Here is a 13,091-nt window from a genome sequence, read left to right on the forward strand (position 1 = left end):
GACCGGACTAATATCCGGGTTGCCGGGGTGGCAGAAGAGGTAAATATGTCTGACGTCCTTCTTGACCGCCCCGAACTTGCGGGGCTCGGTGTCTACGAGTTCGGGTGGTCCGACTCCGATGCTGCTGGTGCCTCCGCCCGCCGCGGGATTTCGCCGGAGGTGGTGACCGATATCTCCAATCTCAAGGGCGAGCCTGAGTGGATGCTGCAGCGTCGCCTCAAGGCCCTCGAGTTGTTTGAGCGCAAGCCGATGCCGACTTGGGGTGCTGACCTGTCGGGCATCGATTTCGACAACATCAAGTACTTCGTGCGTTCCACGGAGAAGCAGGCCCAGACTTGGGACGACCTGCCCGAGGACATCAAGAGCACCTATGAGAAGCTCGGCATTCCCGAGGCCGAGCGTCAGCGTCTTGTCTCCGGCGTCGCGGCCCAGTATGAGTCCGAGGTGGTCTATCACCAGATCAACGAAGAATTGGCTGCGCAGGGTGTCATCTTCATGGATACCGACACGGCGTTGAGGGAGCATCCGGAGTTCTTCGAGGAGTATTTCGGCACGATCATTCCCTCCGGCGACAACAAGTTCGCGGCGCTGAACACCTCGGTGTGGTCGGGCGGCTCTTTCGTTTATGTGCCGCCGGGTGTGCACGTGGAGATCCCGCTGCAGGCCTACTTCCGCATTAATACGGAGAATATGGGGCAGTTTGAGCGCACCCTGATCATCGCCGACGAGGGCAGCTACGTGCACTACATCGAGGGGTGCACGGCCCCGATCTACTCGTCCGATTCTCTGCACTCTGCGGTGGTCGAGATTGTTGTGAAGAAGAATGCCCGCGTTCGCTACACGACTATCCAGAACTGGTCCACGAACGTCTACAACCTGGTCACGAAGCGTGCGACGGCTGCGGAGGGTGCCACGATGGAGTGGATCGACGGCAATATCGGTTCCAAGGTCACGATGAAGTACCCGTCGATTTATCTGATGGGTGAGCACGCTAAGGGGGAGACCCTGTCGGTGGCGTTCGCGGGTCCCGGTCAGCATCAGGATGCGGGCGCGAAGATGATCCACATGGCGCCGTATACGCAGTCTTCGATCGTGTCGAAGTCCATTGCCCGGGGTGGTGGCCGGTCTGGTTACCGCGGTGAGGTGCGGGTGGATGCCACGGCGCACCACTCCGCGAACACGGTGCGCTGTGACGCGTTGCTGGTGGACACGAAATCGCGTTCGGACACGTATCCATCGATCGATATCCGGGTCGATGATGTGCAGTTGGGCCATGAGGCCACGGTGTCGCGGGTCAGCGAGGAGCAGCTGTTCTACTTGATGAGCCGGGGGATGCCCGAAGATGAGGCGATGGCCATGATCGTGCGCGGCTTCATCGAGCCGATTGCCCGGGAGCTGCCGATGGAGTACGCCCTTGAACTCAACAAGCTCATTGAAATGGGCATGGAAGGATCCGTCGGCTAAATGTCCGCCGTCTCTGCACAACTCAATTCCCCACCAACCACCCCGGCATCCACAACGGGTGCCATGCCTACTGCGGAGCAGCACGGCATCAAGGAGCACTCGGACGGCCGTTTCGGTTATGTGCCGGTGCAGACCCGGTCGGACCGGTTCGCGAGCGTGAACGTGGCCGACTTCGGTCCCGTCACGGGTCGTGAAGCGGTCTGGAAGCTATCGCCGGTGAAGAAGTTCACCGACCTGACCGCGGGTGTGCTCGACGGGTCGGAGTACCCGGTCGAGTCTTCACGCGTCGCCGGGGTCAGCGTTGCCTGGGTCGATCGCACCGACCCGCGGATCGGTTCGGCCGGGGCACCCGAGGAACGCGCGTCGGCGAACGCGTGGTCGAGTTTCGAGAAGGCTCTCGCGATCACGATCAGCGGCGAGGAGGCCAAGGAGGTCACGGTCACCCGTGCCGGCCTGGGTTCCGGCGCGCGCGGCGCGCACACCATCATCGAGGCCAAGCCGTTCAGCCAAGCCATCCTGATCCTGGAGAACACGGGTGCGGCCCGGCTGAGCGAGAACGTCGAGATCATCCTGGGCGAGTCCGCGAACCTGACCGTGGTCAGTCTGCAGGAATGGGGCGACACGGCCGTGCACCTGACGAACCACTTCGCCACCATCGGCCGCGACGCACGGTTGAAGCACATCGTGGTGAGCCTGGGCGGCAGCATCGTGCGGGTGAACCCGTCGGTGCGTCTAGCCGGGATCGGTTCGGACACGGAGCTGCTCGGCCTGTACTTCGCCGACGCCGGCCAGCACCTCGAGCAGCAGGTATTCGTGNCGACGCCGGCCAGCACCTCGAGCAGCAGGTATTCGTGAACCACGTCGCGCCGAACAGTCGCAGCCGCGTCACCTACAAGGGTGCGTTGCAGGGTCAAGGTGCCCGCACCGTGTGGATCGGCGACGTCCTGATCGGGCGGGATGCGGCCGGGACCGACAGCTACGAACAGAACCGTAACCTCGTGCTCACCGAAGGCACCCGGGCGGACTCGATCCCGAACCTCGAGATCGAGACCGGCGACATCAAGGGGGCCGGGCACGCGAGCGCGACCGGCCGCTTCGACGACGAGCAGCTGTTCTACCTGCAGTCCCGCGGCATCAGCGAAGACGAGGCCCGGCGCCTCGTCGTACGCGGCTTCCTCAGCGAGATCGTGCAACAAATCGGCTCCCCCCTGCTCGAAGAACGCCTCCAGGCGGCCATCGAAGCAGAACTCACCATGAGCGACCCGAGCTAAGCATCCGCCGCCGGATATCCGGCTCCCCAGGTCGACCAATCGGCCACTCCCCCATTCACCTGCGCAGTCACCGGCGTACGCCGGAGAACGAAAGAGAATTCCATGTCAGTTCTACAGATCATCGACCTGCACGTCAGCGTCTGGACCGACCAGGGCACCAAGCAGATCCTGCACGGGGTGAACCTGACCATCAACGAGGGCGAGATCCACGCCATCATGGGCCCGAACGGCTCCGGCAAGTCCACCCTCGCCTATACGATCGCCGGTCACCCGAAATACACCGTCGACAGTGGCTCGATCCNGCAACAAAGGACAACTGACATGGCATTCACCAAGATCTGTGGCTTCGACGAACTCGGCGTCAACGAGGCAGTCAAAGTCGAAATCGATGGCGTCCCCATCGTTGTCGTCCGCGACGCCGCCGGAGACGTCTTCGCCATCGGCGACACCTGTACCCACGGCGACATCTCCCTGTCCGAAGGTTTCGTCGAGGGCGACACCGTCGAATGCTGGGCCCACGGCTCCAAGTTCTCCCTGAAGACCGGCAAGCCGCTCAACCTCCCGGCCTACGAGCCGGTCCCGGTCTACCAGGTCGACCTGGTCGACGGCGTGGTCTACATCGACCCAGCCGTCACCGTAGCCGTCTGACGCGGGCCCAGTCCCGCACCGGCCGATCGGCCACCCAACTTGTCGGCGTACGCGCCGGAGAACGAAAGAGAATTTCATGTCAGTTCTACAGATCATCGACCTGCACGTCAGCGTCTGGACCGACCAGGGCACCAAGCAGATCCTGCACGGGGTGAACCTGACCATCAACGAGGGTGAGATCCACGCCATCATGGGCCCGAACGGCTCCGGCAAGTCCACCCTCGCCTATACGATCGCCGGTCACCCGAAATACACCGTCGACAGTGGCTCGATCCTGCTCGACGGCGAAGAGGTCACCACAATGACCGTGGACCAGCGCGCCCGCGCGGGCCTGTTCCTGGCCATGCAGTACCCGGTGGAGATTCCCGGCGTCACGGTGACGAACTTCCTCCGCACCGCGAAGACCGCGATCGACGGCAGCGCGCCGCCCATCCGCAGCTGGATCAAGGATGTGCGCGAGTCGATGAAGCAGCTCCGCATGGACAAGTCCTTCGCCGAACGCAACGTGAACGAGGGCTTCTCCGGCGGTGAGAAGAAGCGCAACGAGATCCTGCAGCTCGAACTGCTGAAGCCCCGCTTCGCGGTGCTCGACGAGACCGACTCCGGCCTCGACGTCGACGCGCTCAAGATCGTGTCGGAGGGTGTGAACCGGGCCAAGGAGCACACCGGCCTGGGTCTGCTGCTGATCACGCACTACACCCGCATCCTGCGCTACATCAAGCCGGACTTCGTGCACGTCTTCGTCGACGGCCGCATCGCCGAACAGGGCGGCCCCGAACTCGCCGACCGCCTCGAAGACGAGGGCTACGATCGCTTCCAGAGCGCCGACGTCGCCCGATGAGCCTCGGGACAACCGCACTGCAGTCGGCGGAATCGATCCTGGGCGCGGCGCGGTTCGATGCCGTCCAGGAGGCCCTCAAGGATGTGATCGACCCGGAACTCGGCATCAACATCGTCGACCTCGGCCTGATCTACGATCTGGGCTGGGACGATGAAAACGATGCCCTGATCATTCACATGACCCTGACCTCGGCCGGCTGCCCGTTGACCGAGGTGCTCGAGCAGGAGATCGGCGTCAACCTGGACGGCATCGTCGACCAGTTCCGCATCAACTGGGTCTGGATGCCGCCGTGGGGCATCGACAAGATCACCGACGACGGCCGGGAGATGATGAGCGCTCTTGGATTCAACATCTAGCCAGCCCGTTGCCCCGATTCGGCTGAGTCTGACCGGGGCGTGCCGATGACCTATGTGATCGCCCTGCCCTGCGTCGACGTGAAGGACCGTGCCTGCGTCGACGAGTGCCCGGTCGACTGCATCTACGAGGGTGAGCGCTCGCTCTACATCCACCCCGACGAATGCATCGACTGCGGCGCCTGCGAGCCGGTCTGCCCGGTCGAGGCCATCTACTACGAGGACGACGTGCCCGAGAAGTGGGCCGAGTACTACAAGGCCAATGTCGAGTTCTTCGACGACATCGGCTCGCCCGGCGGGGCGGCGAAATCCGGCGTGTTCCAGAAGGACCACCCGATCATCGCCGCCCTGCCCCCGCAGGTGCGGCCCTGATCCTGCCGCGATCCTGAGCGCACCGCCGTGCCGGCTACGAGCGGATGCGGCGGTGCACCGACTGCGGCTTGAGGTAGACGTGCAGACCCTCCAGGCCGAATTCGACGCCGAGACCTGAGCCATGCCGCCCCGCGAACGGGGCGGCATGGCTTGCGGCGAAGAATTTTATCCCGATCGAGCCCGTGTCCACCCGCGAAGCCACCGCGAGGGCGGCATCCTCGTCTGCGGAGAAGACCGTTCCTCCGAGGCCGAAATCAGTGTTGTTGGCGATCCCGATGGCCTCCTCGAGGCGGTCGTAGCGCAAAATCGACAGCACCGGCCCGAAGACTTCCTCCCGGGCGATCCGCATGCCGGGCGTCACGTCGGCGAACACGGTCGGCGTGACGGAGAAGCCCCGGTCGAACCCGCTGGGCACGTCGCCGCCGGTCGTGGCGCGGGCACCCTCCGCCAGGCCCGACCGGATGTAACCAAGCACCGTGTCCCCCTGCGCGGCGGTCGCGCTCGGCCCGAGCACGGTTGCCGGATCCATCGGGTCTCAGATCGCGACGGGGTCGATCACCGGGGTGGTTTGCGGGCGCGGGCGGCGGGCTGCAGCGCCGAGGGGGGAGTTGCGCGATTCCGGCCTGGCTGCGCTCGGCCGTGCCGAGCAGGATCGGAAGGTTGCGTTCGAGCTGGTGGGCGCGGCTGGTCGGCAGCACGATGCCGAGCCCGCCGACGACGCGGCCGTCAGCCTGGAAGTCCGGAACCGCCAGGGAGCCGAAGCCGAGGCGAACCTCCTCCGAGGCGAGCGCGAACCCCTGCACGCGGATCTTCTCGATCTCCCGGCGGAGCTGCTCGTGGTCGGTCTTCGTGAAGGCGGTGCGGGCGATCAGCGTGCCGCCGAGCACGGCGTCCTGCACCCAGTCCTCCTCGAATGCCAGGATGGCGCGCCCCATGGCGGTGGCGTGCATGGGCAGCCGGCAGCCGACCCGGGGGGCCTGCTGCACGCGCCGGGTGCCGTAGACGCGGTCGATGTAGAGCACGTCGGCCCCGTCGCGGATGGCCAGATGCGCGGTCTCCTGGGTGAGGCCGGAGAGGTCCTGCAGGTAGGGGGCGGGCCACGTCGCGCAGCTGCCGCCCCGCGTGCTGGCCGAGTTCCCAGAGGCGCAGGCCGATCTGGTTGCGGCCGCGGGCATCCCGCTGCACGGCGCCCCACTCTTCGAGCTCGCCGAGCAGGCGGCGCACGGTGCTCTGTGGCAGCCCGCTCTCGGCGCAGATCTCGGAGAGCGACCGCGGTGCGGCGGGGTGCGGCACCCCCGTTCTGTTACCCCCTGAAGTCCCCCCACGTGCGACAGATTGCGTTTCGGATAACGTGGAGGGTGTGACCCACACCGCCCGCGACCTCGGAATCTCCGCCACCCCAGCCGCCCGGCCCGGGCTGCACGCCTGGCGGAACGCCGTGTTCGCACTCTTCTTCATTGCCGGACTCGCACTGGCCACCTGGATGTCCCGCATCCCGGCCGTGCGAGACGGCCTCGAGCTCTCGACCGCGCAGGTGGGCATTGTCATCTTCGGCCTCTCGGCCGGGTCGGTGATCGGCCTGGTGGCGGCGGTCGGGCTGCTCGCCCGCCTCGGCGCCCGGCGCGCCGTGGTGCTCGGCGTCGCGATCTCCTCGGTCGGGCTCATCACGGCCGGGGTCGGCACGAGCCTGCTGGGGTCCACCGAGCTGGTCTTCGCCGGGCTGGCCCTGGTCGGTTTCGGGATGGGCTCGGTCGACGTCATGATGAACGTCGAGGGGGCGGCGGTTGAGCGGGCGATCGGCAAGACGCTGATGCCGCTGATGCACGCCTGCTTCAGCCTCGGCACCGTGGTCGGCGCACTGGCGGGCGCGGGGGCATCCTTCGTTTCGTTGCCGGTGTTCTGGCACCTGGCCGGGGTTGCGCTTCTCGTGCTCGCCACGGCCGTCGCCGGGGTGCGGTATATCCCGGTGCGAGCGGAGCTCGGCGACGAGCCGGCGACGGCGTCGGCGTCGGGCGCGGAGCCGGGCGTCGCGCCGGGAACGGCGGAGGCCGGGCCGCGCCCTGNGATCGCCGAACAGGGTGGCCCCGAACTCGCCGACCGCCTCGAAGACGAGGGCTACGATCGCTTTCTCACCGAATCGAACGTAGGTTAGGCGCATGGTTTCCACGCTGCCCCCGGCGCGCTTCGATGAAATCGAAGAGGCGCTCAAAGACGTCATGGACCCGGAACTCGGTATCAACGTGGTCGACCTCGGGCTCATCTACGACCTGGGCTGGGACGATGAGAACGATGCCCTGATCATCCACATGACCCTGACCTCGGCCGGCTGCCCGCTGACCGATGTCCTCGAGGAGCAGACCGCCGAGGCGTTGGACGGCGTCGTCGACCAGTTCCGCATCAACTGGGTCTGGATGCCGCCGTGGGGTCCCGAGAAGATTACGGACGACGGCCGCGACATGATGCGGGCCCTCGGCTTTTCTATCTGAACTTCCCCTAACACACGCGAAAACCCCGACTTCCTCCGGAAATCGGGGTTTTCGTGTGCGTTAGATGGACTGCCGATAGCCGAAGAACTCATGGTCGTTGTGGTAACCACCAAACCCCGCACCGATCTCAGAGAAGTCCTCAACGAACTCGATTCCCTTGATCCACTTCACCATCTTGAAACCCAGCTGCGTTTCGTTGCGCAACCGAAGCGGTGCTCCGTGCCCGAAAGATAGGGTCTGCCCGTTGAGGTCATAGGCGAGCATGGTCAGTTTGTAGCTCATCTGCTCGATGGGTTGGGCGTCGTAGTACGTGCCACCGTCCGGACCCGCCGCGAAGGAATAGAAAATGACCCATTTCGCCTCGGGTTTCGGCTGCACCAGATCCAGGATCGTCTGCATTGAGATTCCGCCCCACTTCGCGACCCCTGACCACCCCTGAATACAGAAGTGCTGGGTGATCTGATCGTGATAGGGGAGACCCTGCAACTGTGCGAGGTTCAAATCGACGGGGTTCTCGACGAGCCCGTTGACCCGCAGTGTGTAGTCCGCGAAGTTGCCCGCTCGAAGCGCCTGGTATTCCTCGGAGTCCGGGTATTTGCCGTTATGCCAGAAGTACGGTGAAATGTCCTTCTCCGTGTACTGGCCGGGGTTCGCGTCGATGTGTTCAAATAGGCGCTGCGCGCGACCGATCAGCGCGAAACCGACCTTCTGCACCACACGAGGATGCCGATAGGTGAAAGGCGTGGCTGCGAGCCATCCTCCGATGACGACGACCATCGAAGCCGCGAAGATCCCGATGCCGACCCACGATTCACTGTCCTGAGACGCATACATGTGGTTGAGGTTGCGCAGGGCCCCTGTGGTCATCACCAGGGTGACGTGCACAACGATGAACATGACGAACCAGCAGAGCACGAAGAAGTGCAGCGAACGGGCCACCTGGATGCTGAACACCGAGCTGATTTTGCGGAAGCGGGTCGACAGTGCGGGGGACATGCCGAGGCCGGTGACCAGGGCGAGAGGCGCCGCAATGAAAATGGTGATGAAGTAGGCGATCAGCTGCAGACTGTTGTAGTTGGTCCACCCGCTCTCGGCCGGCCAGTTCAAAGACAGGTACTGAAGGGCGGCCGACGCGGCGTTGGGGACGACGTCCCAGCTCAGCGGGACCACGCGCATCCACTGCCCCGTCGCAAAGATAAGAACGCAGAAGATGATTCCGTTGAGCAGCCAGACCGTATCGACGCCGAGGTGCCACCACCGTGCGAGACCGATGGAGTGACGGCGCCCCGGCAGCCCGACACCATCGGGCAAGGTGATTGAGTCCTCCTTCGCCGTGTAGAGCGGATCGCTCGGCACCGGCTTCTGCATGCGAAACCAGTCCTTACCCGGTGTCGAGTGCCGGGTCCAGTACAGCCGCGGATGGTCCGCCATGATGCTGACACCGGACCGGATGATGAAGATCATCATGAAGAGGTTCAGGAAGTGTTGCCAACCGACCCACGCCGGGAACCCGACCGGGGCGTTGTCGGGCAGTGCAGTCGCTCCCGGATACTGGCTCATGAAGTCCTGCACCGCGGGCATCTCCCGCAGCCCCTTGGCAATGGCGATCCCCACGATCAGCAGGACCAGTCCAATGGGTATCAACCACAGCAGATTGAACCACTTGTCCGTGCCGATCCGCACCCGCGGGGCAACGCCGTACTGGGCAGGGACCCGGCCGGCCCAGTGGTCATCCACCACGTGGTACCGCTTCGTGTCCAGTTCCTCCCGAAAACTTCTCCGCGTCCCCCCTGCTCCAATGTCTGTTGCAGGAATATTTCGATCAATCGAGTTTGTATCCATACCGTCCCCATTTGAGAAGCAGGACGCCTCCCCAACCGTGTCGGGAGTGCGATCTACAGCACCGATATGCCCATCTCCTGCTTGCTGCCTGCAAGTATCCTCCTATTAAACGGAATATATTCCGCATTAATCCGGTTAAGCCCCCGAAAGAGTCGATCCGTGCCCTCGGCTTCTTCATTTGATCCACTCCTGATCCACTCCTGATCCACTCCTGATCCAGTCACGTCGAAGGGGCACCGGCCATCTGGCCGGCGCCCCTTCGACGTGTCCTGGGCGGTGATCCGATCCTGGTCACTCGTCCGATGTATTCTCCTCCGTGCCCATTTCCCGAGCGCCCGTCTCAGCGGACGACGCCAACGCAGACGGCTCCCAATTCTCCAAATCGATCAGGGACGGGTGCGGCCAGACGTCGGTCTCACCCTCCTCGAACATGTCGCCCGCAGGGCTGATGGTTTCCTGTTCCTCATCTGAGCCGGACGGCGGAGACCCGTCCGGGTTCGGTTGGGGGTGGTGCGGCTGATTCGTGGTCCATCGTCGACCTCCTCACATTCGTGCAGCGACCGCTGCGGCTGCAGCTGCAGCCGACGGTAGGCCTCCGCCCTGTTCGCCGCGAGACGAGTGGGTGACTGCTTCACGGCGCACGTCGCGGAAGCCGGCGGATGGCCTATCGTGCGCCAGCTTCCACACGGTGCGCCGCGGGACGCGACAGGCCTGACCACCGGTCGGCATCGGATGCGGCTACGCCTTCGTGACGATGACGGACGCGGGAGTGGGGTTCGCGAACAGGTCGAGAACCGGGCAGTGCGCGTTGACGGTTGCCCGCAGCTCCTGGTAGCGCTCATCGGATTCGGGACCGGTGATGGTGATGTGGAGGCGGATCGCTGAGAAGCCGGCCCGCACGTCCTCGCTTATGCCGAACGGTCTCCGCACGTCGAGGTCGCCCTCCGCGGCAATCTCGATCTCGTCGACCTGGATGCCCAGCCCCTGGGCGTTGAGGCGGTAGACGACCACCTGGCATGAGAGCAGGGCGCCGAGCGCAATCTCGACCGGGCTGGCTGCCACAGCGTCTCCGGCCAGGGTTCCGGGCTCGTCAGCGGGGAAGACATGCTTGCCGGCCGTGATGCGGGTGGCGACCGAGCCCTCGCCGGCCGCCGCGACCCGGTAGGTCAGTTTCTATTTCGACGCGTCAGCGCTGATGCGCTCTCTCCAAGCGGTTCCGGCGGCGCTGAGGCGGCCAGCACGATCTTCGGCACGGGGGGAGAGTGCGGCGGGCGTCTGCACGAGTGTCATGCCTAACCATAGGAGGCCAGTCTGGCCCGGGCACCCCGCCCGGTCACACAACGTTATGGCCGAGCGCTTCCGCATGGTTCCCGGGCCGAAATGCACCCCGCTTGAACTTTATTCCAGTGTGTAGAATGAGATTCTAAGAAGAAGGGTGAAGTCCTGATGAGCATCAAATCCCGTCGGGAGGCTCAGTCGCGCGAGACCCGCACCTTGATCGTGCGGGCCGCGCTCCAGCTGATGCTTGAGCGAGGGTACATTTCCACCACTCTCGGCTCGATCGCCGCCGAGGCAGGCGTCGCGGTGCAGACCATCTACAACTCGGTCGGTGGCAAAGCCGCCGTTCTCTCCGCCGTGCTCGACCGCGCGGCCGCACGTGCACACGAACCGGAAGCCGGCCCCCCACCGCTGCGCAGTCAGATCGCCGAAGCGCGCACGGCCGCCGAGATCGTCCGAATCCTGACCGGCTGGATCGCCGACCTGAACGCCCAGACGTCCGGGGTGCACCGCGTGATCGCCCAGGCGGCCGGAGTCGATGCAGACATCGCGGAGCTGGAGATGCGGCGTTCAGCCCAGCGACTTCTCCAGTACGGCGAGGTCGCGACCGCGCTGCGCTCACGGCACAGCCTGCGCGGGGGAGTGAGCGACCACGAGGCGGCGGCAACGGTGTGGGCGCTCGGGCATCCACAGGCCTACCGGTCTCTGGTCCTCGACCTCGGCTGGTCGGATGCCGCTTACCGGGACTGGCTGGCGAAGGCGCTCCAGGGGGCACTTTCGCTTCCCGGCGCACACCGAGGCGCAACCGATCAAATATAGTGGATAGTTGGCCCGCTTCGGCCAGAAAATTCTACGACTCCCCTGAACGGACTCTTGCTGTGCTGAGTGTGCAAAATCTCGAAATCCGAGTTGGGGCGCGCGTGCTCATGGAAGACGTCAGTTTCCGCGTTTCCGCCGGTGACAAGATCGGCCTGGTCGGTCGCAACGGGGCTGGTAAGACGACACTGACGAAGACTCTGGCGGGTGAGACAGTTCCGACCAACGGCTCGATCGACCGCACCGGTGAGATCGGCTATCTGCCCCAGGACCCCCGCTCGGGCGACCCGGACATGCTCGCTCGGACCCGAATCCTGGATGCCCGTGGCCTCGGCACGATCTCCCTGGGTCTTGCCCAGGCCGGTACCGACATGGGCAGCGACGACCCCAAGACCAGCGCCAAGGCCATGCGCACCTACGGCAACCTCACGGATGAGTTCAACGCGCTCGGCGGCTACGCGGCCGAGGCGGAAGCCGCGTCGATCGCCAGCAACCTGAACCTTCCCGACCGCATCCTCGACCAGCAGCTGCGAACCCTGTCCGGCGGACAGCGCCGCCGCATCGAACTCGCCCGTATCCTGTTCTCGGCCGCGGAAACGATGATCCTCGACGAGCCCACCAACCACCTCGACGCCGACTCCGTGGTCTGGCTGCGGGAGTTCGTCAAGAACTATCGCGGCGGATGCATCATCATCAGCCACGACATCGAGCTGGTCGGCGACACGGTGAACCGGGTGTTCTACCTCGACGCCAACCGCATGGTCATCGACATCTACAACATGAACTGGAGGAACTACCAGCGGCAGCGCGTGGCCGACGCGGACCGTCGTAAGAAAGAACGCGCCAACGCCGAGAAGAAGGCGTCGACCCTCCAGCTGCAGGCCGCGAAGTTCGGCGCCAAGGCGAGCAAGGCTGCCGCCGCCCACCAGATGGTGGCGCGCGCCGAGAAGCTCCTGTCCGGACTGGACGCCGTGCGGGCAGTCGACCGCGTCGCCAAACTGCGCTTCCCCGAGCCCGCCCCGTGTGGGCGCACCCCGCTGATGGCCACCGACCTCTCTAAGAGCTACGGCTCGCTGGAGATCTTCGCGGCCGTGGATCTGGCCATCGACCGCGGCTCGAAAGTGGTCATCCTCGGCCTCAATGGTGCGGGCAAGACCACACTGCTGCGCATGCTCGCGGGCGTGGATAAGCCGGACACCGGAGAGATCGTGCCCGGCCACGGCCTGCGGATCGGCTACTACGCGCAAGAGCACGAGACGATCGACGTCAAGCGCAGCGTGCTAGAGAATATGGTGTCCTCCTCGCCCAACATCACTGAGATGGAGGCCCGCCGGGTTCTGGGCTCGTTCCTCTTCACCGGCGACGACTCGCACAAGCCGGCCGGGGTTCTGTCCGGTGGCGAGAAGACCCGGCTGGCCCTGGCCATGATCGTGGTGTCGGGCGCCAATGTTCTGCTGCTCGATGAACCGACTAACAACCTCGACCCGGCCAGCCGCGAGGAAATCCTTGACGCCCTGGCGCACTATGCCGGGGCTGTCGTCCTCGTGAGCCACGACGAGGGCGCTGTCGAGGCGCTGAATCCCGAGCGCGTGTTGATCATGCCCGATGGCACTGAGGATCACTGGAACAAGGACTACCTTGATCTGATCATGCTCGCCTGATCACCCTTCCTGCGCACAGCACACTTCCCGGGCCTACTGGCCCGGACATTCGTGTCTCC

13 protein-coding genes and 2 pseudogenes are annotated in these 13,091 nt (G+C 64.9%); 10 read left to right on the plus strand and 5 right to left on the minus strand.

Annotated elements, in window-relative coordinates:
• The first annotated feature begins 45 nt into the window (after positions 1-45).
• The 7 genes from sufB to fdxA all read left to right on the plus strand — a co-directional run bounded on the left by sufB (position 46) and on the right by fdxA (position 4,949).
• Positions 46-1,464 (plus strand): Fe-S cluster assembly protein SufB, encoded by a 1,419-nt coding sequence (sufB, locus tag E3T34_RS09615; RefSeq protein ID WP_104099133.1) that lies wholly within the window; start codon positions 46-48, stop codon positions 1,462-1,464.
• Between the two features lie 63 nt (positions 1,465-1,527).
• Positions 1,528-2,319: a SufD family Fe-S cluster assembly protein gene (locus E3T34_RS09620; protein WP_370327454.1), complete on the plus strand. Its 792-nt coding sequence runs from the start codon at positions 1,528-1,530 to the stop codon at positions 2,317-2,319.
• On the plus strand, positions 2,316-2,735 hold the full coding sequence (locus tag E3T34_RS16955) for a SufD family Fe-S cluster assembly protein (protein WP_370327456.1): 420 nt from the start codon (positions 2,316-2,318) through the stop codon (positions 2,733-2,735). The genes E3T34_RS09620 and E3T34_RS16955 overlap by 4 nt, the downstream gene beginning before the upstream one ends.
• A gap of 102 nt (positions 2,736-2,837) precedes the next feature.
• Complete coding sequence (locus tag E3T34_RS16960) at positions 2,838-3,383, plus strand: Rieske 2Fe-2S domain-containing protein (RefSeq protein WP_134342857.1); 546 nt, start codon at positions 2,838-2,840, stop codon at positions 3,381-3,383.
• A gap of 76 nt (positions 3,384-3,459) precedes the next feature.
• Positions 3,460-4,224 carry a Fe-S cluster assembly ATPase SufC gene (gene sufC / locus E3T34_RS09630; RefSeq protein WP_104193716.1) on the plus strand — a complete coding sequence of 255 codons (765 nt, stop codon included), beginning with the start codon at positions 3,460-3,462 and terminating at the stop codon, positions 4,222-4,224.
• A complete protein-coding gene (locus tag E3T34_RS09635) occupies positions 4,221-4,580 on the plus strand; it encodes a metal-sulfur cluster assembly factor (RefSeq protein ID WP_104100574.1) in 360 nt (119 codons plus the stop codon). The genes sufC and E3T34_RS09635 overlap by 4 nt, the downstream gene beginning before the upstream one ends.
• Before the next feature lie 45 nt (positions 4,581-4,625).
• On the plus strand, positions 4,626-4,949 hold the full coding sequence (gene fdxA / locus E3T34_RS09640) for a ferredoxin (RefSeq protein ID WP_104100575.1): 324 nt from the start codon (positions 4,626-4,628) through the stop codon (positions 4,947-4,949).
• Positions 4,950-4,983: 34 nt separating this feature from the next.
• On the opposite strand, the gene E3T34_RS09645 is transcribed toward fdxA, so the two are convergent.
• From E3T34_RS09645 to E3T34_RS16970, 3 genes and pseudogenes are all read right to left on the minus strand, one after another.
• A complete protein-coding gene (locus tag E3T34_RS09645; protein ID WP_134342858.1) occupies positions 4,984-5,478 on the minus strand; it encodes an aldehyde dehydrogenase family protein in 495 nt (164 codons plus the stop codon).
• A gap of 196 nt (positions 5,479-5,674) precedes the next feature.
• Positions 5,675-6,124, minus strand: a pseudogene (locus E3T34_RS16965) (IclR family transcriptional regulator); the annotation flags it as partial.
• 43 nt (positions 6,125-6,167) lie between these two features.
• Positions 6,168-6,407 (minus strand): annotated as a pseudogene (locus E3T34_RS16970) (hypothetical protein); the annotation flags it as partial.
• 698 nt (positions 6,408-7,105) lie between these two features.
• Here E3T34_RS16970 and E3T34_RS09660 point away from each other — a divergent pair.
• Positions 7,106-7,435: a metal-sulfur cluster assembly factor gene (locus tag E3T34_RS09660; protein ID WP_104102197.1), complete on the plus strand. Its 330-nt coding sequence runs from the start codon at positions 7,106-7,108 to the stop codon at positions 7,433-7,435.
• Positions 7,436-7,495: 60 nt separating this feature from the next.
• Here E3T34_RS09660 and E3T34_RS09665 read toward each other — a convergent pair whose 3' ends face one another.
• Together E3T34_RS09665 and E3T34_RS16515 are read right to left on the minus strand one after the other, a co-directional pair.
• Positions 7,496-9,175, minus strand: coding sequence for a molybdopterin-dependent oxidoreductase (locus tag E3T34_RS09665; protein ID WP_241977382.1), 1,680 nt, complete (start codon positions 9,173-9,175; stop codon positions 7,496-7,498).
• Positions 9,176-10,015: 840 nt separating this feature from the next.
• Positions 10,016-10,339, minus strand: a complete 324-nt coding sequence (locus tag E3T34_RS16515) for an OsmC family protein (protein ID WP_241977383.1) — start codon at positions 10,337-10,339, stop codon at positions 10,016-10,018.
• A 384-nt stretch (positions 10,340-10,723) separates the two neighbouring features.
• Between E3T34_RS16515 and E3T34_RS09675 the strand changes: the two genes are divergently transcribed.
• Positions 10,724-11,374: a TetR/AcrR family transcriptional regulator gene (locus E3T34_RS09675; RefSeq protein ID WP_134342861.1), complete on the plus strand. Its 651-nt coding sequence runs from the start codon at positions 10,724-10,726 to the stop codon at positions 11,372-11,374.
• Between the two features lie 59 nt (positions 11,375-11,433).
• The gene (locus tag E3T34_RS09680) at positions 11,434-13,032 is read left to right on the plus strand and encodes an ABC-F family ATP-binding cassette domain-containing protein (RefSeq protein WP_134342862.1); all 1,599 of its coding nucleotides are present in this window, start codon (positions 11,434-11,436) and stop codon (positions 13,030-13,032) included.
• Positions 13,033-13,091: the final 59 nt, after the last annotated feature.

It is taken from the genome of Cryobacterium sp. TMT1-62 (assembly GCF_004403145.1).
Classification (GTDB): Bacteria; Actinomycetota; Actinomycetes; order Actinomycetales; family Microbacteriaceae; genus Cryobacterium; species Cryobacterium sandaracinum.